A 22,680-nucleotide genomic window follows, 5' to 3' on the forward strand; every position below is an offset into this window, starting at 1 on the left:
CCGATCCACAGGCCCCGGCGCCCGACGGGGGTCGACTCAGAGCGCCAGACCGACCGCCGCAGCCATGGCGGCCTTCGGGGCAGGTCTGCCGGTGAACTGCTCCACCTGGCTGTAGGCCTGGTTCAACAACATCACCAGTCCCCCGACCACGGTGCCTCCGGCGGCGGCCGTCGCGGCGGCGAGCGGCGTCGGCCACGGGTCGTAGATCACGTCGATCAGGCGCGGCGTGGCGGTCACCGCCGGAATCAGCGCCTCGGCGGCCGGCGCCGGCACCGTCGACACGGTGACGTCGGCGGCCGCGCACGCCTGACGCACCGTCGCGCCGCCGTCGAAGGGCACCACCTCCACCGACAGGCCGAGTTGCTCGGCGAGGTCGCACGCGCCGCGCGCCCGCTGGGCACTGCGTGCGACGATCGACACCGCTGAGACGCCGGCGTCGGCCAGCGCCGCGAGCGTCGGCAGCGCGGTTCCGCCCGCGCCTATCACCACGGCTCGCGATGCCCCGGCGGGGAGTCCGGCCGCTGCCAGCGCGCCGGTCATCCCGTCCACGTCGGTGCAGTCGGCCCGCCACCCGGCGTCGGTGCGCACCAGGGTGTTGGCCGATCCGATCAATTCGGCTCGGCGCGTCCGCTCGTCGGCGAAGGCCAGCGCCGCGAGCTTGCCGGGCATGGTCACCGAGAAACCGATCCATTCGGCACCCGCGCGGGAGACACGGTCGGGAAGCTGCTCCGCCGTGGTGTCGATGGCCTCGTACGTCCAGCCTCGCAGACCCAGCGCCCGGTAGGCCGCACGGTGCAGCGCCGGGGACTTGGAGTGCGCCACCGGCGAGCCGAGCACCGCGGCCTTGCGTGGTACGGGGTCCACGGGATTCTCGCCCGTCATTCGCAGCCGGTGGTCAGGAGCTTGTTCTTGCACGCCACCTGACGGTTCTTCTTGTGCTGGTCGAAGGTCTTCGAGAACAGCGTGGTGCCCTGCTTGTCGACGGTGACGAAGTACAGCCAGTCGCCGCTGGCGGGATTCAGCGTGGCGTGCAGCGCACGCTCACCGACCGCACCGATCGGTGTGATCGGCAAGCCCTCGTGCTGGTAGGTGTTCCAGGCGTTCTCGTCCTTGTAGACGTCGCCGCGCACGTCGACGTCCGTGACGGCCGCGGTGTAGTTGATCGTCGAATCCATCTCCAGCCGCTGTCCGGCCTTGAGCCGGTTCAAGATCACGCGGGCGACCTTGGGGAAGTCCTCGTCCTTGTTCGCCTCGCGTTCGACGATCGACGCCGTCACCAGGTTCTGGTAGGGCGTGAGTCCGGTGTTGTTGTCGGACTGCAGGCCCCATGCCGTGAAGCGCTTGTCGGAGTTGGTGATCAGGGTGCGCAGTATCTCCACGGCGGACATCCGCGGGTCGAGATCCTCCCACGCACCCGAGGCGATGAGCCCCTCGATCCGGCGATGGTCGTTGCCGAGCCGGTTGAACGCCTCGAGCGCCCACGACGGGATGCCGAGTTCGGTGGCGCTGGCGGTCGCGGCGGCCTCCATCAGCTGATCGACGGTGACCCCGTACGTCTGATCGTCGGTCTTCACCGTCGTCGCGTCGGCGATCCGCTGGAAGATGCCCGGCGTCGTCTTGCCGTCGACGCCCTTCTTGGTGTCGAGTTGCAGACCTTCGGGCACCACCATGAAACCGACGCGATTGTCGCTGCCCTGCATCTTCTGCACCGCCGCCTCGGCCGAGATGCCCTTGGGCAGTTTGTAGAAGCCCGCGGCGACGGTGTCGTTGCCGGTGGCGTTGACGAAGGCCTTGCGGCTGCCGACCACCCCGGCGTCGGTGAGGGTGTCGCCGATGTCACGCACCGTCGCATCGCTCTGGATCTCCACCAGCGCCGAGCCGTGCCCGGTGCTGCTGTCGTAGTCGGTGCTGGAGTCGAAGACGCCGAGCGCCTTCAGCGCGATGCCCGCCAGGACCAGGATGACCACGAGGAGGATCGCCAGAACGGCGACGACCACCTTGCGGTTGCGCTTGCGGGCGGGCATCGGACGATCGACGAGATCGGCGTCCTCATCGGCGCCGCCGGCCGGCGCATAGCCCGCCGCCGCGACGTCCTGGCCCACGGTGCCCGCGGCTCGAGGGTCCGCGGACGCGTACTCGGCAGGTGCATGGTCGGCCGGCGCATACTCAGCCGATGAATAGTCGGTCGGCGCATAGTCGGTGGCGGCGTACTCCGCCGGCGGCGCGTCGTACCGGGCGTGCGATCCGGTGGTCTCGCCCGGGGTGACGTCGTCCTGCGTGACATCCAGGATGTCGAAGAGACCGGTCGGCTCGGGTTGTTGCACCGGCTGAGCCTGTGGGACCTGAGTCTGTGGGACCTCGGTCTGGGGCACCTGAGTCTGCGGGACCTGAGTCTGCTGCTCCTGCGCGTGACGTGCCGGCGGGTTCACGATCGTCGGCGGTTCCGTCGAGTGCGGCGAGGTCCGCGGTTCGGTGAAGCTCAGCCCCTCCACCTCGGTCGGGCGGTACTGGACCTGGAAGTACGACGACGGCTCGCCGGCAGGCGGCTCCGGGGTCCGGTACTCGATCGTCGGATCCGGCAGTGAATCCCCCACCCGGACGATCGGAATGCTGCCCGTCGTCGTCGGATCACCGGGCGCACGCCGGCGGCGATGCCGGTTGCCCGACTGTCCGGCGCCCATCGACTCCGCGAAGTAGCGGCGCCGGTCTCCGTCAGACGGCAATCGTCCGCCGGATCCTTCGCTGCGCGGGTCGTCCTGGTCAGACACTTGAGAGATTCCTCCTCGTCGGCTGGCGGCTCATCGTTGCGCGTCGAGCCATCCCTGAAGGATAGCGACAGCCGCAGCCTGATCCACGACGGCACGCGCGTCTTTCGCTTTCACTCCCGACGCACGCAGCGCAGCAGTCGCAGTGACTGTGGTGAGCCTCTCGTCGTAGAACTCGATCGCGACTCCGTCGGCTTCGGCCGCCAGTTGACGTCCGAAATACCGCGCGGCACGGACCGCCGGTCCCTCTTCGCCGCGCAGTGTCCGCGGCAGGCCGATCACCACGCCGATCGCCTCGTACTCGGCGATGATCTCCACGATCCGCGCCACGTCGGAACCGTCCTTGGCGCGCCGGACCGTCTCGACCGGGGTCGCCAGGATTCCGTCGGGGTCGCACACCGCGACCCCGACGCGCACGCTTCCCACGTCGATGGCGATGCGGCGTCCGCGAGGTGAGATCACCGGCCGCCGACGACCTCGCGCAGCCGCGCCAGAGCGGCGTCGATGCCCGCGGCGTCGGTGCCCGAGCCCTGTGCCAGGTCCGGCTTGCCGCCGCCCCGGCCCGACACCAGCGGTGCCAGTTCCTTCACGAGGTCGCCCGCCTTGACACCGGCCGCGCGCGCGGCGTCGGTGGTGCCGATCGCGAACGGGACCTTGCCGTCGGCCGACGAGAAGAGTGCGACAACCGCATTGCGGTCGGCGACGCGGCCACGGAGGTCGGTCACCAGTCCGCGCAGGCCGTTCGCGTCCACACCGTCCGCGACGCGGGCCGCCACGAGCAGCGTGTCACCGACGGTGACGGCCTCGTCGATCAGGCCCGCGACCGCTGCCCGGGACTGCTCCGCCCGCAGTGCCGCGACGGTCTTCTCGGCCTCCTTGAGCTTCAGGACCAACTGCTCGACCCGATCGGGCACCTCCTCGGAGGGCACCTTGAGGGACGCGGCCAGGCCGGCCATCAGGGCACGCTCCCGCGAGAGGTAGCGGAAGGAGTCCATGCCGACGTATGCCTCGACGCGGCGGGTGCCCGACCCGACCGACGACTCGCCGATCACCGTGATCGGACCGATCTGCGCCGAGCTCGCCACATGGGTGCCGCCGCAGAGTTCCATCGAGAACGGTCCGCCGATCTCGACCACCCGGACGCGGTCACCGTAGTTCTCGCCGAACAGCGCCATGGCACCCATCGCCTTGGCCTTCGCCAGATCGGTCTCGAAGGTGTTCACCGCGTAGTTGGCTTCCACCGCTTGGTTGGCGATCCGCTCGATCTCCTCGCGCTGAGCGTCCGTGAGCCCACTGCCTGCATGGAAGTCGAAACGCAGGTAACCCGGACGGTTCAGCGAACCGGCCTGGGTGGCGGTGGGGCCGAGGACCTCCCGCAGCGCGGCGTGCACCATGTGCGTCCCCGAATGCCCCTGAGTGGCGCCGTGACGCCAGCCCGCGTCCACCGCGGCGAGCACCTCGTCGCCCTCGACGATCTCGCCCTCGTCGACCACCACCCGGTGCAGCCACACCTTCTTGCCGACCTTCTGGACGTCTCGGACGGCCAGCCGCACACCGTCTCCGGTGGTGATCGTTCCCCGGTCGGCCATCTGGCCGCCCGACTCGGCGTAGAGGGGGCTGCGGTCGAGGATCAGTTCCAGTTCGGTGCCGGGGGCGGCGGACCGGACACGCTGTCCGTCGGCCACCAGGCCCAGCACGCGAGCCTCCGACACCAGTTCGTCGAAACCGGTGAACTCGGTGGGTCCGCGGTCGAGGAACTCGCGGTACACCGACTGGTCGGCGTGCGACGACTTGCGCGCACTCGCATCGGCCTTCGCGCGGCGGCGCTGCTCGCCCATCAGCTCGGAGAAGCCCTCGCGGTCCACCTCCAGACCCGCTTCGGCCGCCATCTCCAGGGTCAGGTCGATCGGGAAGCCGTAGGTGTCGTGGAGGGTGAAGGCGTCGCTGCCGCTGATCGAGGTGCTTCCGGCCCTCTTGGTGGCGTCGGCCGCCTCCGAGAACAGCTTGGAGCCCGCTGCCAGCGTCCGGGCGAAGGTGGTCTCCTCGGCCACCGCGACCGACAGGATGTGGGCCCGCTGCTGCTCCAATTCGGGGTACGACGGGCTCATCACATCGATCACTTCGGCGATGATCCGCTCCATCGTGGCCTCGCCGGCGCCGGTGGTGCCCGACCCCAGCAGCCGCATGGACCGCACGATGCGGCGCAGCAGTCGGCGCAGCACGTACCCGCGACCGTCGTTCGCGGGAACCACACCGTCGCCGATCAGCATCGCCGCGGTGCGGGCGTGGTCGGCGACCACGCGGAAGCGGACGTCGTCCTCGTGCTTGCCCGCTCCGTACTCGCGGCCGGTGAGGCGGGACGCGAGGTCGATGATCGGCTTGAGCAGGTCGGTCTCGTAAACGTTGTCGACGCCCTGCAGCAGGCAGGCGACCCGCTCGATGCCCATGCCGGTGTCGATGTTCTTCTTCGGCAGCGGGCCGAGGATCTCGTAGTCGTCCTTGCTGGTGCCCTCACCGCGTTCGTTCTGCATGAAGACGAGATTCCAGATCTCGATGTACCGGTCCTCGTCGGCCTCGGGACCGCCTTCGACGCCGTACTCGGGGCCGCGGTCGTAGAAGATCTCCGAACACGGACCGCACGGTCCGGGCACGCCCATCGACCAGTAGTTGTCGGCCATGCCGCGCCGCTGGATCCGTTCGGACGGCACGCCGATCTCGTCGCGCCAGATGCTCTCGGCCTCGTCGTCGTCGAGGTACACCGTCGGCCACAGCCTCGTCGGGTCGATGCCGTATCCGCCGTCCTCGACCGAATTGGTCAGCAGTTCCCAAGCGAACCGGATCGCCTCGCGCTTGAAGTAGTCGCCGAAGGAGAAGTTGCCCGCCATCTGGAAGAAGGTGTTGTGGCGGGTGGTGATCCCGACCTCTTCGATGTCGAGGGTGCGCACGCACTTCTGCACGCTCGTCGCGCGGGTGTACGGCGGTGTCTGGTCGCCGAGGAAGAAGGGCTTGAAAGGCACCATGCCGGCGTTGACGAACAGAAGGTTCGGATCGTCCAGGATCAGCGAGGCGCTCGGCACCTCGGTGTGTCCGGCGCGGATGAAGTGATCCAGGAATCGCTTCCGGATTTCATGCGTCTGCACTGCGGCGGTGTCCTTCGTAGAAGTCGGGCAGAGAATCAACAGTCGAGTTTACGCCCCACCGGCGCGTCACCTGCGGGAGCGCCCCCGGGAAGTGAGCCCGCGCACGATGGAGCGCAGACGACCCACGCGCGGGGCGAGTTCCCGTTCGAATCCGTGGTCGGTCGGCTCGTAGTAGTCGACGCCGACGAGCGCGTCCGGTGCGTACTGCTGCGCCAGCACCCCGTCGGGGTCGTCGTGCGGGAACCGGTATCCGATCGCGTTGCCCAACTTCTTGGCTCCCGCGTAATGACCGTCGCGCAGATGCGGCGGGACGGCGCCGGCCTTGCCCGCCGCCACATCGGTCATCGCCTTCCCCAGCGCCGAAGTCACCGCACCGGACTTCGGCGCGGTCGCCAGATGGATGGTGGCCTGGGCCAACGCGAGCTGCGCCTCGGGCATCCCGACCATCTGCACCACCTGCGCGGCGGCGACCGCCGCCTGCAGCGCCGTCGGGTCGGCCATGCCGATGTCCTCACTGGCGTGGATCATCAATCGCCTCGCGATGAACCGGGGATCCTCCCCCGCGGTGATCATCCTCGCCAGATAGTGCAGCGCGGCGTCGACATCCGATCCGCGGATCGACTTGATGAAGGCACTCGTGACGTCGTAGTGCTGATCGCCGTCGCGGTCGTAGCGGACCGCGGCCCGGTCGATGGCGGCCTCCACGTCGGCGACCTCGATCACATCGCCGGCCTCGGCCGCGTCCGCGCTCGCCTCCAGTGCGGTCAGCGCGCGCCGCGCGTCACCGCCCGCCACCGCGACCAGGTGGTCGAGCGCCTCGTCAGACAGTTCCACCGAGCCGTCGAGGCCGCGCGGATCGGCGACGGCCCGGCGCAGCACGGTCTTGACGTCGTCGTCGGTCAGCGATCGCAACTGGAGCACCAGCGACCGCGACAGCAGCGGCGCGACCACCGAGAACGACGGATTCTCCGTGGTCGCCGCCACCAGCAGCACGATCCGGTTCTCCACGGCGTCCAGGAGCGCGTCCTGCTGAGTCTTCGAGAACCGGTGGACCTCGTCGATGAACAGCACCGTCTGCTGTCCGTGCGCCAGCCGTCGCCGGGCCATGTCGATGACGGCACGGACTTCCTTGACGCCCGACGAGAGTGCCGAGAGCGCCTCGAAACGACCGCCGGTGGCCTGGCTGATGAGTGAGGCCATCGTGGTCTTGCCGGTGCCGGGCGGACCGTAGAGCAGTACCGACGCGGCACCCGAACCGGCGATCAGCCGGCGCAGCGGCGAACGCCCGCCGAGCAGATGGTCCTGGCCGACGATCTCATCGAGCGACGCCGGGCGCATCCGGACGGCGAGCGGCGGCGCGGGCCGACCGGCCGCACCGGACTCGATCGCGTCACCGGAATCGTCCGGTGTCCCGAACAGGCCCTCGTCCACAGCTCCCGATCACCCGAACCAGTAGATCCGCAGGGCCTCTTGCATCCGGTCCGCGGCGTCGATGAACTCGCCGCCGACGTCGTACGAGTCCCCCGAATCGGCGAGGTCGGCCCACCGGGACAGCACCACGCGCGCGTCCGTGGTGTGCAACGCCCAGTCGTGTCCGCTGGAGTCGCCGCGGATGAGCCAGTAGGTGGACAGCCACACCCACAGCGCACGCGCGTGGAAGATCCGTTCGGCGAGGCCGCGATCGCTGATCGACGGCCACAGCGGCTTCACCTCGCCGCGCCAGGCGTCCGCGAGGGACTTCTCCAACTCGAGCCGCTCGGGCACCACATCGACGGCGAGCCGGGCCGGGAAGGTCGCGAGCGCGTACGCCACATCGAGTGCCGCATCGCGGAACTCGCCCCACTCGTAATCCATGAACTGGACGCCGTCACCGTTGATGAGAATGTTCTCCGGGCCGACGTCGGCCGGGCTGAACGCCCGGAAGTCCCCTTCGTCGAACAGCCGCAGGCTGTTCTCGAGCGTCTCGCGGGCGCCTGCCGGCAACTCGACGTCGATGCGTTCGAGAATCTGCTCATACGCGTCCACCGAGGCCGCGGCCTCGTCGACGATGCCGCCGTCGGAGGCGAAGATGCGCGAGGCGGTGCCGCCGCGGTCCTTGCCGCTGATGTGCATCAGGGTGCGGAAGTCCTCTTCGCCCCCGAGAGTGGCGGCGTGCATCCGGCCGAGCGCCTGCCCCCACGCGCTCACACCCCGTTCCACCTCGTCGGCGTCGTTGGAGCCGAGCAGTTCCACCATCGGCCGGCCGTGGCCGAGGTCGGTGAGCACCAGAATGCGCGCCTCCAGTTCGGAGGCGAGGAGCTGGGGCCCGGGCCGCGAACGGGTGGGCAGCGCCGTGGCATAACGGTAGGACGCGATCTCGCGGAGCACCTGCGACGCGGGAGTCTGCTGGTCGAAGGCCTTGACGACGACGGTTCGGTCCAGCGACACCGGGTTGTCGAGCACGCGGGCCCGGATGACGGTGGACCGCCCGGTCCCGCCGAGGTCCTCGGGTCCGTCGAGCCGCACCGCGGTGCCCGCGCGCTTGGCGAGGACGCCTTCGGCGGCCTCCAGAACTGACGTGATCCGTTCGTCAGCGATTACAGTCATGGCTTCCTCAGGCTTCGGACGCCTTCGTTCCGGCGGCCGCACCGGCCTCGTCCACCTTCTTCTTGTCCGAGTTGTTCTCCGGCTTCTGCGGCTTCGCGTCGATGCCGGTCTCCTTGCGCTGCTCGGGAGTGATCGGCGCCGGAGCGTCGGTCAGCGGGTCGATGCCGCCTCCCGACTTCGGGAAGGCGATCACCTCGCGGATCGACGGCTCGCCGGCGAGCAGTGCGGTGATCCGGTCCCAGCCGAAGGCGATGCCGCCGTGCGGCGGCGCACCGTACGAGAAGGCGTCGAGCAGGAAGCCGAACTTCTCCTGCGCGTCCTCCTCGCTGATGCCCATGATCTTGAAGACACGCTCCTGCACATCGCGACGATGGATGCGGATCGAACCGCCGCCGATCTCGTTGCCGTTGCAGACGATGTCGTAGGCGTAGGCCAGCGCCTCGCCGGGGTTCGATTCGAGCAGATCCATCGACTCGGGCTTCGGCGAGGTGAAGGCGTGGTGGACGGCAGTCCACGCGCCCGTCCCCACCGCGACGTCGCCGGCGGCCGTGGCGTCGTCGGCCGGCTCGAACAGCGGGGCGTCGACGACCCAGGTGAACGCCCAGTCGCCGTCCTTGATGAGTCCGAGCTTCTCGGCGATCTCACCGCGGGCCGCGCCCAGCAGCGCCCGCGAGCTCTTGACCGCACCGGCGGCGAAGAAGACGCAGTCGCCCGGCTGGGCTCCGACGTGAGCCGCCAGACCTTCGCGCTCGGCGTCGGAGATGTTCTTCGAGACCGGCCCCGTGAGGCTGCCGTCCTCCTGGACCAGCACGTACGCCAGGCCGCGGGCGCCGCGCTGCTTGGCCCACTCCTGCCAGGCGTCGAGCTGCCTGCGCGGCTGCGACGCGCCGCCGGGCATCACCACGGCGCCGACGTACGGCGCCTGGAAGACGCGGAACGGGGTGTCGGCGAAGAACTCGGTGCACTCGACGAGTTCGATGTCGAAGCGCAGATCGGGCTTGTCGCTGCCGAAGCGCCGCATGGCGTCCGCGTACGTCATCCGCGGGATCGGCGTGGTGATCTCGACGCCGATCAGCTTCCACAGCGCCGCGAGGATCTCCTCGGCGAGGGCGATCACGTCGTCCTCGTCGACGAAGCTCATCTCGATGTCGAGCTGGGTGAACTCCGGCTGCCGGTCGGCGCGGAAGTCCTCGTCCCGGTAGCAGCGTGCGATCTGGTAGTACCGCTCCATGCCCGCGACCATCAGCAACTGCTTGAACAGCTGCGGGCTCTGCGGCAGTGCGTAGAACGATCCCGGCTGCAGTCGCGCGGGCACGAGGAAGTCGCGGGCGCCCTCGGGTGTCGACCGGGTCAGCGTCGGCGTCTCGATCTCGACGAAGTCGTGCGCACCCAGCACCGACCGCGCCGCCGCACTCACCTGCGAGCGCAGCCGGATGGCCTTCGCCGGTCCCTCGCGGCGCAGATCGAGGTAGCGATGGCGCAGTCGCGCCTCCTCGCCGGGCTGCTCGTCGAGCTGGAACGGGAGCGGAGCCGACTCGTTGAGGACCACGAGTTCGCGGGCGTTGATCTCGATCGCACCGGAGGCGAGCGAGGCGTTCTCGCTGCCTTCCGGCCGGACCTCCACCTCGCCGGTGACCTGGACGCAGTACTCGGCACGCAGCCGATGAGCCGCTTCGGCGACCTGTTCGTCGCGGAAGACCACCTGCACCAGACCGGACGAGTCACGCAGATCGATGAAGACGACTCCACCGTGGTCGCGCCGGCGCGCCACCCATCCGACGACGGTGACGGTCTGCGAGGCGTCCTCACGACGCAACGATCCGGCGAAATGAGTGCGGAGCACTGGGTTCCTTCCTTCTGCGCAGCACAGAGCTGCCAGGGTTCACGCTGTTCCAGCCGATTCTACGGACCCCCACCGACAAAGCGACAGTCGCATCGACGTCACGGCCGGCCGCCGATGTCGCGGCTACTGTAAGCCCATGACGTTTCGAGGGAGCGGCCCGCTCGAGGGCGGGAATGTGAGCGCCGGCGGCTCGGGAGGAGGCGGCGGGCGCATGGTCGTCGGGGGCGCGGCCGGCATCGTCGTGGCGATCGTGGCGCTGCTGTTCGGTATCAACCCCGGGGACATTCTCGGCGGAGGCTCGGACTCGTCGTCGAACCAGCAGGTCGCCGGTTCGGGCGCCGGTTCGAACAACGCCGAGATGCAGCGCCATCTCGACAGTTGCACCGTCGAGATGGCCAACACCGACGACGCGTGCCGCATCAAAGCCACGACGATCAGCCTCGACAAGGTGTGGTCGAACCTGATGCGGGGCTACACCCAGCCCAAGACGGTGGTCTTCAGCGGCAGCGTGAACACGGCGTGCGGCGCCGCGTCGTCGGCGATGGGGCCGTTCTACTGTCCGGGCGACGAGACCGCCTACTTCGATCCGTCGTTCTTCGCCGACCTCAAGAGGATGGGCGGGTCCGACGGTCCGCTGGCCCAGGAGTACGTCGTCGCGCACGAGTTCGGCCATCACGTCGAGAACCTGACCGGCGTGCTGGCGAAGGGGCAGCGCATGGGCAACGCCGGCTCGGTGCGCATCGAACTCCAGGCCGACTGCCTCGCGGGCGTGTGGGCCCATCATGCCGACAAGGGTCCCGACGCGATGCTGGAACCGCTGTCCGACGAGCAGATCCAGACCGTGATCCAGAGCGCCAAGGCCATCGGCGACGACACCATCCAGGGCTCGCGCTCCAACCCGGAGAGCTGGACGCACGGTTCGGCGGCGCAGCGCGTCCGCTGGTTCAAGATCGGCTACGACGGCGGCGACGCCCGCCGGTGCGACACCTTCGCGACCAACGACCTCTGATCGCGCCGGCTCAGGCCAGCGCGGCGACCACCGACGCGACCGCGTCGTCCAGGCCGATCCGGCGCTGTTCGCCGTTCGACAGATCCTTGAGCTCGATCGTGCGCTCCTCGAGTTCGCGATCCCCGAGAACCAGGGCGAGGCGGGCACCCGAGCGGTCGGCCGCCTTCATCGCGCCCTTCAGTCCGCGATCACCGTAGGCGAGGTCGACGCTGACGCCCGCGGCACGCAACTGCGCTGCGAGCGAGACCAGCTCACTCTTGGCCGCGGTTCCGAGGGGAACGCCGAATACCTGAACCCGGCCTTCGCCGGCCACCGAGACGCCTTCGGCCTCCAGCGCCAGCACCGTCCGGTCCACGCCGATCCCGAAACCGATGCCCGAGAGATCCTGCTTGCCTCCCACCTGACGCATCAGACCGTCGTAGCGCCCACCGCCGCCGATCCCCGACTGCGCGCCGAGACCGTCGTGGACGAACTCGAAGGTGGTCTTGGTGTAGTAGTCCAGCCCGCGCACCAGGCGCGGATTGATCACGTACTCGACGCCCAGCCGGTCGAGGTGACCCCGGACCTGCTCGAAGTGATCGCGTGCCGAGTCGCTCAGGTGGTCGAGCATCAGCGGTGCGCTCGCGGTCGCCTCCTTGATCTCCGGCCGCTTGTCGTCGAGCACGCGCAACGGATTGATCTCCGCTCTCGCGCGCGTCGCCTCGTCGAGGTCGAGACCGAACAGGAACTGCTGCAACGCTTCCCGGTACTGCGGGCGGCAGGTGTCGTCGCCCAGCGAAGTGAGTTCGAGTCGGTAGCCGGACAGACCGAGACGCTTGTATCCCTCGTCGGCCACCGCGATCACCTCGGCGTCGAGCGCGGGGTCGTCGACGCCGATGGCCTCGATCCCGACCTGCTGGAGCTGGCGGTAGCGGCCGGCCTGCGGCCGCTCATACCGGAAGAAGGGGCCCGCGTAGCAGAGCTTGACCGGGAGCTGGCCGCGATCGAGACCGTGCTGGATCACCGCGCGCATGACGCCCGCCGTGCCCTCCGGACGCAGCGTCACCGAGCGGCCGCCGCGATCGGCGAAGGTGTACATCTCCTTGCTGACGACGTCAGTCGACTCGCCGACGCCGCGGGCGAAGAGCGCGGTGTCCTCGAAGATCGGCAGTTCGATGTGCCCGTAGCCCGCGCGGTGCGCCGCGCCGGTCAGTGCGTTCCGTACCGCGAGGAAGTCCGCCGAGGCCGGCGGGAAGTAGTCGGGGATGCCTTTCGGCGCCGCAAATTCTCCACTCACAGTCCGAAACGTCCTTTCTTGTTCGCATCGGGAAGATCGAGCAGGAACGGGTTGGAGGCCCGCTCGGCTCCGATCGTGGTCTGGGGTCCGTGACCCGGGAGGATCACGACGTCGTCGCCGCGCACCATCAGCTTGTCCGCGATCGACTCGAGCAGCGTGCGGTGGCTGCCGCCGGGCAGGTCGGTCCGGCCGATCGACCCATTGAACAGTACGTCGCCGGAGAAGCAGACCTCACCCGAGTCCGGCGTCAGCAGCACACTGCCCAGCGAGTGCCCGGGCGCGTGGTCCACCGACCATCGGATTCCCGCCGCGTCCACGTCCTCGCCGTCGACGAACTCGATGACCTTCTCCGGTTCGTCGAAGGTCATGTCGCCGATCATCGACGAGAGCGCGCTGCCCAGGCCCATGCCGGGATCGGTCAGCATCGGGCGGTCGTCGGCGTGGATGTACACCGGGATCGAATACTCGTCGGCGAGTTCGGCGGCATTCCAGGTGTGGTCGAGATGACCGTGGGTCAGGAAGACGGCCACCGGCGTCAGGTCGTATTCGGCGAGCGCCGCGCGAACCTGGGGCGCCGCGTCCTGGCCCGGATCGATGATGACCGCGTCGCTGCCCCGGTCCTCGGCGACCAGATAGCAGTTGGTCTGGAACATGCCCGCGGGGAATCCGGCGATCAGCACGGTGGCACACCTCCTCGTCAACGCCCGGCGATCTGCAGGGCGACACGTCGGAGTCCATTGTCTCATCGGCCCCGAAGACCGCTGCGATAGCATGGGGCGCGCTGCCGTGACAGTGCTCAGTCCCACATGCCGCACAGGAGGTTCCACCAGCGTGTCGTCCAACGAAGAGCGTCGCGACGCTGCCCGCCGCAAGCTGGAAGAGCGGCTCGAGAGCGAGCGCCGTGCCGCACGGCAGCGGCGGATCACGATCATCTCAGTGTGCAGCGTGGTGGTGCTGGCCGCGGTCGCCGTCGGCGGCTACTTCTACTACCGGCATTGGGACGACCAGCGGCACACCGAATGCACGTACACCAAGACGCCCAACGATCTGGACCAGCAGCTCAAGTCGCTCGAAGAGCAGCTCAAGACCGCGCCGGCCGATCAGAAGGCCAAGGGCGAGCAGTACATCGCATTCATGCGCGAGGGTGCAGGCAAGCTGCGCACCTCCCCGATGCCGGAGAGCCGGACACTCAACACCGGCACCGTCGGATGGACGCTGGACACCAACCTCGGACAGGTGCCGATCACCCTGGACCGCTCCGAGGCGCCGTGCAATGTGAACGCGATCGTCTCGCTCTCCGACAACCACTACTACGACGGCACCGACTGCCACCGGCTCGCGCAGAGCGATCAGCTCCACATCCTGCAGTGCGGCGACCCGACGCGCACCGGCGCCGGCGCCCCCGGCTGGAGCAGTCCCGACGAGAACCCCACGAACCTCAAAGAGGGCGAGATCAGCCCGCAGATGTTGCAGATGGGCATGACTCCCCCGGTGGTCTACCCGCGCGGCACCGTCGCGATCGCGAACCGGAACGACGAACAGAACGGCGTCGCCAACACCGGCAGCGCCCAGTTCTTCATCGTGACCAAGGACACCCAGCTCACCCCGACCCTCGCCGTGGTCGGCAAGGTCGACGACGCCGGCATGAAGATCATCGACAAGGTGGTCGCGGGCGGCATCGATCCGGGTCCAATCGGCACCGACACCAACGGTTTCCCGAAGACCCCGCTGCAGATCAAGTCGACCTCGATCACCGAGTAGCCCGAGCAGAGTGCCCCTGCTCCCCGGCTCGTCGAGCCAGGGAGCGAAGCGGCACGGCGCATCGAGACACACCCGCGCGATCTCGATACGCTCCGTCGCTGCGCTCCTCCGCTACTCGAAAACCCTGTTATCCAGGCCCGTCGAGAAAGCCGAGGGAAGCAAAGCGACACGGGCACATCGAGACACACCCGCAATCTCGACACGCTCCGTCGCTGCCCTGCTACCCAGGCCAGTCGAGAAAGCCAAGAGAGCGAAGCGACACGGCGCATCGAGACACACGCACAACCTCGATACGCTCCGTCGCTCCGCTGCTACCCAGGCCGGTCGAGAAAGCCAAGAGAGCGAAGCGACACGGCGCATCGAGACACACACGCAATCTCGATACGCTCCGTCGCTCCGCTGCTACCCAGGCCGGTCGAGAAAGCCAAGAGAGCGAAGCGACACGGCGCATCGAGACACACGCACGCAATCTCGACACGCTCCGTCGCTACGCTCCTCCGCTACTCGATGACCCTGTTATCCAGGCCGGTCGAGAAAGCCAAGAGAGCGAAGCGACACGGCGCATCGAGACACACGCACGCAATCTCGACACGCTCCGTCGCTACGCTCCTCCGCTACTCGATGACCCTGTTATCCAGGCCGGTCGAGAAAGCCAAGAGAGCGAAGCGACACGGCGCATCGAGACACACGCACGCAATCTCGACACGCTCCGTCGCTACGCTCCTCCGCTACTCGATAGCCCTGTTATCCAGGCCGGTCGAGAAAGCCAAGAGAGCGAAGCGACACGGCGCATCGAGACACACGCACGCAATCTCGACACGCTCCGTCGCTACGCTCCTCCGCTACTCGAAAACCCTGTTATCCAGGCCGGTCGAGAAAGCCAAGAGAGCGAAGCGACACGGCGCATCGAGACACACGCACGCAATCTCGATACGCTCCGTCGCTGCGCTCCTCCGCTACTCGATAACCCTAAATGGGACCGATAACCCTGAACCCAGGCCCGTCGCGCCCTCCGAACCCTCAAGGGGCGCGGGTCAGGCGGCGGACGTAACGCGGTAGACGTCGTAGACTCCCTCGACGTTGCGGACCACGTTCAGCACGTGGCCGAGATGCTTGGGGTCGCCCATCTCGAATGTGAACTTGCTGACCGCGACACGATCACGGTTGGTGGTGAGCGAGGCGGAGAGGATGTTGACGCGCTCGTCGGCGAGGACGCGGGTCACGTCGGAGAGCAGCCGGTGCCGATCGAGAGCCTCCACCTGGATCGCGACCAGGAACACTGAGGACGGGTTGGGCGCCCAACTCACCGGGACCAGGCGTTCGGGCTGCGACCGCAGGTCGTCGGCATTGGTGCAGTCGGAGCGGTGCACGCTGACGCCGCCGCCCCGGGTCACGAAGCCCAGGATCTCGTCGCCCGGCACCGGGGTGCAGCATTTGGCGAGCTTGACCAGCACGTTGTCGACGCCCTCGACCACGACGCCGCTGTCACCGCTCTGTCTGCTGCGGGTCGGCGACGACGGAGTAGCCCGGTTGGCGATCTCCTCTTCGGCCGCGTCGACGCCGCCGAGCATCGCCACCAGCCGATGCACCACCCGTCCCGCAGGTACGTGTCCCTCTCCGACCGCCGTGTACAGCGCATCGACGTCGTTGAAGCCGAACTCCTTGGCCAGCGCGTTGATCGACTCGCCCGAGACCAGCCGGTGCACGGGCAGACCGCCGCGGCGGACCTCCTTGACGATTGCGTCCTTGCCGGCTTCGAGTGCCTCCTCGCGGCGCTCCTTGGCGAACCATTGGCGGATCTTGGCCTTGGCGCGGGGCGAGACGACGAAGTTCTGCCAGTCCTTGCTCGGTCCGGCGTTCTCGGCCTTGGACGTGAACACCTCCACCACTTCGCCGTTCTCCAGCGCCCGCTCCAGCGCCACCAGTCGCCCGTTCACGCGGGCTCCGATGCACCGGTGGCCGACCTCGGTGTGGACCGCGTAGGCGAAGTCGATGGGCGTCGACCCCGCGGGGAGCGTGATCACGTCGCCCTTCGGGGTGAAGACGAAGATCTCCTTCACCGCGAGGTCGTAGCGCAGGGACTCGAGGAACTCCCCCGGGTCGGCCGCCTCCCGCTGCCAGTCGAGCAACTGCCGCATCCACGCCATGTCGTCGACCTCGGCGATGTCGGTCGCCTTGCGCCCCTTGCCCTTCCGGCCCTCCTTGTAGCGCCAGTGCGCGGCGATGCCGAACTCCGCGGTCCGGTGCATCTCGAAGGTGCGGATCTGCACCTCGAGCGGCTTGCCCTCGGGGCCGATCACCGTGGTGTGCAGCGACTGATACACGCCGAAGCTGGGTTGCGCGATGTAGTCCTTGAAGCGACCGGCCATCGGCTGCCAGAGCGAGTGGACCACGCCGATCGCGGCGTAGCAGTCGCGGACCTCGTCGCACAGGATGCGCATGCCGACGAGATCGTGGATGTCGTCGAAGTCCTTGCCCTTGACGATCATCTTCTGATAGATCGACCAGTAGTGCTTCGGCCGGCCTTCGACGGTGGCGGTGATGCGCGAGGCGCCGAGCGCGGTGTTGAGGTCGGAGCGCACGCGCGCGAGATAGGTGTCCCGGCTGGGTGCGCGGTCGGCGACGAGCCGGACGATCTCCTCGTACTTCTTCGGATGCAGAATCGCGAAGGCGAGATCCTCCAGTTCCCACTTCACGGTCGCCATGCCCAGCCGGTGCGCGAGCGGTGCGATCACCTCGAGGGTCTCGCGCGCCTTGCGGGCCTGCTTCTCGGGCGGGAGGAACCGCATGGTGCGCATGTTGTGGAGACGGTCGGCGACTTTGATGACCAGCACCCGCGGATCACGCGCCATCGCGATGATCATCTTGCGAATGGTCTCGGCCTCCGCCGCACTGCCGAGCGCCACCTTGTCGAGTTTGGTGACGCCGTCGACCAGATGCGCCACTTCGGCGCCGAAGTCCGCCTCGAGCTTCTCCAAGGAGTAGCTGGTGTCCTCGACCGTGTCGTGCAGCAGCGCCGCCACCAGCGTGGTGGTGTCCATGCCGAGGTCGGCGAGGATGGTGGCGACCGCCAGTGGATGCGTGATGTACGGGTCACCGGACTTGCGGAACTGGCCCGAGTGGGCCTCCTCCGCCACCGCATAGGCCTGCTGCAGGACGGCGACGTCGGCTTTCGGATACACCTCGCGGTGCAGACTCACGAGCGGTTCCAGGACCGGCGCGACCCCGCTGCGCGGCGGCGCCGTCATCCGCCGTGCCAAACGCGCTCGCACGCGGCGCGAACTCAGCGGTGAACCGTCGTCCGGGCGCTTGGTGTCGGGATCGCTCATAACGCGATGGTACTCAGCCGCGGCAGAGGTTATGCACTCGAACAGCGGGTCCGAGGTCCGCGGCGATCGTGGCCCGGCCGGGCAGATCCGCGAGTTCCATGATCACCGCGATCGCCTCGACCCGCGCACCGGCGGATTCGAGCAGCCGGGTGGCGGCCACGACCGTCCCCCCGGTCGCCAGGACGTCGTCGACCACGGCGACACGGCGCCCCGTGAAGTCGATCCCCTCGGCCGGCACCTCGAGCCGCGACGTGCCGTATTCGAGCTGGTAGTCGACGCCGATGACCGGCGGCGGCAGCTTGCCCGCCTTACGGACCGCGACGAGACCTGTGCCCAGTTCGCGGGCCACGGCACCGCCGACGAGGAAGCCTCGCGCGTCGATGCCCGCGATGAGGTCGGCCCCCGCGCAGGCCTGGGCGAGTGCGCCGGTCACCGCGGCGAACGCCGCCGCATCGGCGAGCACGGGCGTCAGATCTTTGAATTCGACACCGGGCGAAGGGAAGTCGGCGACGAGCCGGGCATGCTGCTCGATCGCGGCCTGCGCCAGGCCCCGCAGGTCGGACGAGCGTTCGGTGAGGCTCACCCCGACACGCCCCAGCGGTCCATGTTCCAGCCGGTGCCCGACACGCCGAGCCCGGGGACCACATGCGTGACCGACGACGATTCCCGTGCGCGGACGGTGCCGAACAGCGGAACCGTCGGCAGCTCGTCCCACGCCGCCGTCTCGATCGTCCGCAGCAGCGGTAGCCGGGCGCTGTCGCTGCGCGTCGCCGCCAGCTCGGTGATCGCGTCGCTGACCTGCTTGTTACGGAAACCCGACAGGTTCAGCGGGTCGCCGCCGAAGAGGGCGTACGCCTCGGGGAAGCCCGATGCGGTGCTCGACGCGGCGAAGCTCCCGTCCGAGAGCAGCAGCGCGTCGACGTCCTTGCCGAGCGCGGTCACCGACAGATCGGGCGAGGCGACGTCCTCCACGGTGAAACCCGCGGGAGTGCAGGCGTCGGCGATCATCCGGACCGCGTCGGCGTTCTCCTGCGACTTCGCGAGGTATCCGATCCGGATCCGGGGTTTCGCGCGCGCCCCGTTCTCTCCGATCGCGCGCTGAGCCAGCAGTTCCTTGGCTCGCGGCACGTCAGACCGCGGGTACCGGCGGCCGTACTGGACGTTCAGCGACGGTCCCAGAGGATCCGCGGGTGAGGCGGTGCGCAGATTCCAGACCACGCCGTTGGTGCCGAAGCGGCGGGCGAGAGCGTCGCGCGGCATGCACGACGCCAGTGCCTTGCGCACCAGCGGATCGGCCGCGGCCCCCTTGCCGGCGAACACCAGCTGCGTCACCGACAGCGGAGCCGGTTCGCGCAACGTCGATCGGTCGACGGGGGTGGTGGGCGCGGCGCGTCCGGACACCCGATCGCCGAGCGCGAGGTCGGCGGTGTCGATGACGGTGGACCGGGAACCGTCGAGGGCGGCTTCGCCGTCGGTGCCCCGCGGCCAGACGGTGATGGTCTGCGCCGCCGGGCGCGCGCCCCACCACTTGTCGTTCGCGACCAGTTTGAGACCGCCGTCGACGGTGTACGAGTCGATGCGATACGGACCGGCGGACGGGAACCGGTCGGCCTCGACCGCGGCTCCCGGCCGAAGGTCGAAACCGGTGTTCCACGCCTTCGCGATCTTGGCGATCGCGGTCCGGTCGCCCGAACGGATCGGATCGACCACGTTGGGCACGCCCGCCAGCCGCGCCACGACGTGCGCGGGCAGCAGCGTTCCGGAACCGAAGAGCTCGTTCCACTGACCGTAGGCGCTGCCGCGTTTGAAGACCACGGTGGCGGTCCGGGCGCCCGGTGTGCATTCCACGCGCGCGATGTCGCGGTAGCCCGCGTTGGTGGCGGCGTCGAAACCCGGTACCGAACCGCCCATCGCGGTCGCCGCCAGGAACAGATCGTCGCAGCTGAGCGCGGTGCCGTCGGAGTAGACCGCGGCGGGTGTGAAGTCGTAGCGCAGAGTCAGGGCCTCGCCCTGTTCCTGCGAGACGGTGCCCACGTCCCGATCGGCGAGGATCTGGCCCTCCGGGCCGACGATGGAGAAGCCCGGGAGCACGCGGGTCAGCGCCATCAGGGCGCCGTCGGCGTGCGCGTCGACGGTGTTGACGTTGTACGACGACACCCGTGCGTCGATGAGGTAGTCCACGTCCGACCGCTTCTCGCCGCCGCAAGCGACGAGTGCTCCACCCGCGGCCGCACCGACCGCGAGCAGAGCTGCGGCACGGCGCAGCCGCGGGTGAATCATGCTGAGACCTTCTCTCGGCGGGCGAGGACCTTGGCCGTGTGCCGCTTGATGTCGGTCGATCGTTCCTTCATCGTCACCAGCAGCGGCGAGGCGAGGAAGACCGAGGAGAAGGTGCCGACGACCACGCCGACGAGCTGGATCAGCGCCAGATCCTTCAGCGTGCCGACACCGAGCATCCACACGGCGACCACCATCAGCGCGATGATCGGCAGGATCGAGATCACCGTGGTGTTGATCGAGCGCATCAGCGTCTGGTTCACTGCGAGGTTGGTCTGCTCGGCGTATGTGCGACGCGTGGTCGCGAGCACCGATCTGGTGTTCTCCTCGACCTTGTCGAAGACCACCACCGTGTCGTAGACGGAGAAGCCGAGGATCGTCAGCAGGCCGATCACCGTCGCGGGCGTCATCTCCCAACCGACGAGCGAATAGATGCCGGCGGTGACGACGAGGTCGAAGATCAGCGAGGCCATCGCCGCGATCGACATCTCCTTGTCGAATCTGATCGCGATGTAGATGAACGCCACCACCAGGAACACCGCGAGCGCGATCAGCATCTTTCGCGTGATCTCCTTGCCCCACGTCGAGCTGACGTCGGAGGAACTCACATCGGCCTGGGTCACCTCCGGCTCGAAGGACGTCCCGAGGGCGTGCAGGAGCTTGCCGGTCTCCTCGGTCGTGAGCGTCTCGGTGCGCAGCTGGATGGTCGCGGAGTTGCCGCTGCCCGCCTGCTGAACCGACTGCGGGTCCTTGCCGAGGGTGTCGCTGAATACCTTCGACACCTCGCTCGTGGTGACGCCGGCGCGTGCGGGCACCGACACCTGGGTTCCGCCCTCGAAGTCGATGCCGAAGGTGAACCCGCGGATCGCGATCGACAGGATGCAGATCAGCATCATCACGCCGGAGATGACGTACCACATCCGGCGGCGCCGCCCGACGACGTCGAAGGCGCCGGTGCCGGAGTACAGGCGGGAGAGGAAGGACTGGTCCTTGGCCGCGACGTAGTCGGCGTCGGCCCAGTCCGCGGGCGCCGTGCCGGAGCGCGACGTGTCTGAGGTCGTCTTGTCGCTCACTGCGACTCCCCCTCTGATCGATCAGCGGCGGAGCCGGAGGTGCGTGCCGCTGCGCTCGCCTTGCGACGAGCCCGCGCCACCTCCGATACCGCGCCGAGGCCGTTGACGGCCGGTCGGGAAAGGAACTCGTTCCGGCTCGCGAGCACCACCAGCGGGTGCGTCACGAGGAACACGATGACGATGTCGATCAGCGTGGTCAAGCCCAGGGTGAACGCGAATCCGCGCACCGCCCCCACGGCGAGCAGGTAGATGATCGCCGCGCAGATGAAGCTGACCGCGTTGCCGGTCCAGACCGTGCGCCGCGCGCTCTGCCAGCCGCGGGACACCGCCGACCGCACCGTCCGGCCCTCACGCATCTCGTCCTTGATGCGCTCGAAGTAGACCACGAACGAGTCGGCGGTCATGCCGATGCCGATGATCAGACCGGCGATGCCCGCGAGGTCGAGCGTGAAGTCGATCCAGCGGCCCAGCAGCACGATGATGCCGTACACCATCGCACCGGCCAGGATCAGCGACAGCACCGACAGGAAGCCCATCGCGCGGTAGTAGATCAGCGAGTAGATCAGGACCAGGATCAGGCCGACCAGGCCGGCGATCAGGCCGGCCTGCAGCGAGTGCAGTCCGAGGGTCGCCGAGACCGTCTGTGCGTCCGACATCGCGAACGACAGCGGCAGCGAACCGTATTTCAGTGCGTTGGCCAGCTGGTTCGCCTCGTCCTGGGTGAAGGAGCCGCTGATCTCGGTGGTGCCGAGAATCTGCTGGTTGATCGACGGCGCACTCAGCACCCGGGTGTCGAGCGTGACCGCGGTCTGGGTTCCGACGTGCTTGCCCGTGTAGTCGGCCCACGTCTTCTTGCCATCGCCCTTGAAATCGACGTTGACCGTCCACGCGCCCGTCTGGTTCTGCCCGGCCTTCGCGCTCGCGATATCGCGGCCGTCGATCAGCATCGGCTCGAGCAGGTACACCATCCCGTCCTTGTCACCGCAGGTGACGAGGTACTCGTTCGGCCGGTCGTGGCCCACCAGCGGGTCGTTGGCCGACGCCGAGCAGTCGAGCTTGCCCATCTCCTGTCGGAGCTTGTCGAGGGTGGCCTTGTCGGCGTTCGCCGGGGCCTGCCGCAGGCTGCGCTGCTCGTCGATGGCCGCGGTCTGCTCCTCCGGCGTCATATCGGCGACCTTCTTGGCCGTCGGATCCGGTTTCTGCTTGGTCGCCGGCTGCTGCTCGACGACCGGACGAATGTAAAGCCGCGCGGTCTGACCGAGCGCACGAGCCTGTTTGCCGTCGTCACCCGGCACGGTGATGACGATGGTGCTGCCGTTGACGACGACCTCCGAGCCGCCGACGCCGAGGCCGTTGACGCGCTGGTCGATGATCTGGCGCGCCTGGTCGAGCTGTTCGGCCGAGGGCGCCTTGCCGTCGTCGGTGCGAGCGGTCAGCACCACCCGGGTGCCGCCCTGCAGGTCGATGCCGAGTTTGGGCTTCGGGCTTCCGCCGCCCGTGAAGAACACCAGCGCATAGATGATGCCGAGGACGACGAAGAACACCGTGAGCGGCTTCCACGGTGCAACCTCGGGCCGCAGCTTGGTGCCGGCGGCGCGTCGATTGGGTTTAGTCACGTGGG

Annotated in this window: 16 protein-coding genes; 2 read left to right on the forward strand and 14 right to left on the reverse strand. The window is 68.5% G+C overall.

What is annotated here, in order from left to right; genetic code table 11:
* Nucleotides 1-36: 36 nt before the first annotated feature.
* The 7 genes from ABFX36_RS10910 to aspS form a co-directional block, all read right to left on the reverse strand.
* Nucleotides 37-882 (reverse strand): shikimate dehydrogenase, encoded by an 846-nt coding sequence (locus ABFX36_RS10910; RefSeq protein ID WP_006894793.1) that lies wholly within the window; start codon nt 880-882, stop codon nt 37-39.
* The gene (gene mltG / locus ABFX36_RS10915) at nt 879-2,768 is read right to left on the reverse strand and encodes an endolytic transglycosylase MltG (RefSeq protein WP_346076291.1); all 1,890 of its coding nucleotides are present in this window, start codon (nt 2,766-2,768) and stop codon (nt 879-881) included. Before mltG ends, ABFX36_RS10910 begins: the two co-directional genes overlap by 4 nt.
* 30 nt (nt 2,769-2,798) lie before the next feature.
* On the reverse strand, nt 2,799-3,227 hold the full coding sequence (ruvX, locus tag ABFX36_RS10920) for a Holliday junction resolvase RuvX (protein ID WP_006894791.1): 429 nt from the start codon (nt 3,225-3,227) through the stop codon (nt 2,799-2,801).
* Nucleotides 3,224-5,905 carry an alanine--tRNA ligase gene (gene alaS, locus ABFX36_RS10925; protein ID WP_045539257.1) on the reverse strand — a complete coding sequence of 894 codons (2,682 nt, stop codon included), beginning with the start codon at nt 5,903-5,905 and terminating at the stop codon, nt 3,224-3,226. The genes ruvX and alaS overlap by 4 nt, the downstream gene beginning before the upstream one ends.
* A 66-nt stretch (nt 5,906-5,971) precedes the next feature.
* Entirely contained in the window at nt 5,972-7,336 is a 1,365-nt protein-coding gene (locus ABFX36_RS10930; protein ID WP_045539258.1) for a replication-associated recombination protein A, read from the reverse strand.
* 9 nt (nt 7,337-7,345) lie between these two features.
* A complete protein-coding gene (locus ABFX36_RS10935) occupies nt 7,346-8,491 on the reverse strand; it encodes a phosphotransferase (protein WP_006894787.1) in 1,146 nt (381 codons plus the stop codon).
* Between the two features lie 7 nt (nt 8,492-8,498).
* Nucleotides 8,499-10,334, reverse strand: coding sequence for an aspartate--tRNA ligase (gene aspS / locus ABFX36_RS10940; RefSeq protein ID WP_006894786.1), 1,836 nt, complete (start codon nt 10,332-10,334; stop codon nt 8,499-8,501).
* A 136-nt stretch (nt 10,335-10,470) separates the two neighbouring features.
* Between aspS and ypfJ the strand changes: the two genes are divergently transcribed.
* Nucleotides 10,471-11,343, forward strand: a complete 873-nt coding sequence (gene ypfJ / locus ABFX36_RS10945; RefSeq protein WP_045539259.1) for a KPN_02809 family neutral zinc metallopeptidase — start codon at nt 10,471-10,473, stop codon at nt 11,341-11,343.
* A 10-nt stretch (nt 11,344-11,353) separates the two neighbouring features.
* Here the strand turns inward: ypfJ and hisS are convergent, their stop codons facing one another.
* Complete coding sequence (gene hisS / locus ABFX36_RS10950) at nt 11,354-12,619, reverse strand: histidine--tRNA ligase (protein WP_006894784.1); 1,266 nt, start codon at nt 12,617-12,619, stop codon at nt 11,354-11,356.
* Complete coding sequence (locus ABFX36_RS10955; RefSeq protein WP_006894783.1) at nt 12,616-13,299, reverse strand: MBL fold metallo-hydrolase; 684 nt, start codon at nt 13,297-13,299, stop codon at nt 12,616-12,618. Before ABFX36_RS10955 ends, hisS begins: the two co-directional genes overlap by 4 nt.
* A 151-nt stretch (nt 13,300-13,450) precedes the next feature.
* Here ABFX36_RS10955 and ABFX36_RS10960 point away from each other — a divergent pair, with 151 nt between their 5' ends.
* Nucleotides 13,451-14,380, forward strand: coding sequence for a peptidylprolyl isomerase (locus ABFX36_RS10960; RefSeq protein ID WP_006894782.1), 930 nt, complete (start codon nt 13,451-13,453; stop codon nt 14,378-14,380).
* A gap of 1,034 nt (nt 14,381-15,414) precedes the next feature.
* Here the strand turns inward: ABFX36_RS10960 and ABFX36_RS10965 are convergent.
* The 5 genes from ABFX36_RS10965 to secD are packed head-to-tail and all read right to left on the reverse strand — an operon-like array spanning nt 15,415 to nt 22,675.
* The gene (locus tag ABFX36_RS10965; RefSeq protein ID WP_006898323.1) at nt 15,415-17,709 is read right to left on the reverse strand and encodes a RelA/SpoT family protein; all 2,295 of its coding nucleotides are present in this window, start codon (nt 17,707-17,709) and stop codon (nt 15,415-15,417) included.
* A 13-nt stretch (nt 17,710-17,722) separates the two neighbouring features.
* The gene (locus tag ABFX36_RS10970) at nt 17,723-18,292 is read right to left on the reverse strand and encodes an adenine phosphoribosyltransferase (protein ID WP_006898324.1); all 570 of its coding nucleotides are present in this window, start codon (nt 18,290-18,292) and stop codon (nt 17,723-17,725) included.
* Nucleotides 18,289-19,989, reverse strand: a complete 1,701-nt coding sequence (locus tag ABFX36_RS10975) for an ABC transporter substrate-binding protein (protein ID WP_006898325.1) — start codon at nt 19,987-19,989, stop codon at nt 18,289-18,291. Before ABFX36_RS10975 ends, ABFX36_RS10970 begins: the two co-directional genes overlap by 4 nt.
* Nucleotides 19,986-21,059: a protein translocase subunit SecF gene (gene secF, locus ABFX36_RS10980; RefSeq protein WP_346076298.1), complete on the reverse strand. Its 1,074-nt coding sequence runs from the start codon at nt 21,057-21,059 to the stop codon at nt 19,986-19,988. Before secF ends, ABFX36_RS10975 begins: the two co-directional genes overlap by 4 nt.
* Nucleotides 21,056-22,675 carry a protein translocase subunit SecD gene (gene secD / locus ABFX36_RS10985; RefSeq protein WP_346076300.1) on the reverse strand — a complete coding sequence of 540 codons (1,620 nt, stop codon included), beginning with the start codon at nt 22,673-22,675 and terminating at the stop codon, nt 21,056-21,058. The genes secF and secD overlap by 4 nt, the downstream gene beginning before the upstream one ends.
* Nucleotides 22,676-22,680: the final 5 nt, after the last annotated feature.

Origin of the sequence: Gordonia cholesterolivorans, from assembly GCF_039531975.1 — a bacterium.
GTDB lineage: Bacteria > Actinomycetota > Actinomycetes > Mycobacteriales > Mycobacteriaceae > Gordonia > Gordonia sihwensis.

Excerpts from the sequence above, each read along its gene's own strand:
- ABFX36_RS10910 (WP_006894793.1), bottom strand. The coding sequence starts at position 882 with ATGACGGGCGAGAATCCCGTGGACCCCGTACCACGCAAGGCCGCGGTG.
- ABFX36_RS10935 (WP_006894787.1), bottom strand. The coding sequence starts at position 8,491 with ATGACTGTAATCGCTGACGAACGGATCACGTCAGTTCTGGAGGCCGCC.
- ypfJ (WP_045539259.1), top strand. The coding sequence starts at position 10,471 with ATGACGTTTCGAGGGAGCGGCCCGCTCGAGGGCGGGAATGTGAGCGCC.
- ABFX36_RS10965 (WP_006898323.1), bottom strand. The coding sequence starts at position 17,709 with ATGAGCGATCCCGACACCAAGCGCCCGGACGACGGTTCACCGCTGAGT.
- ABFX36_RS10975 (WP_006898325.1), bottom strand. The coding sequence starts at position 19,989 with ATGATTCACCCGCGGCTGCGCCGTGCCGCAGCTCTGCTCGCGGTCGGT.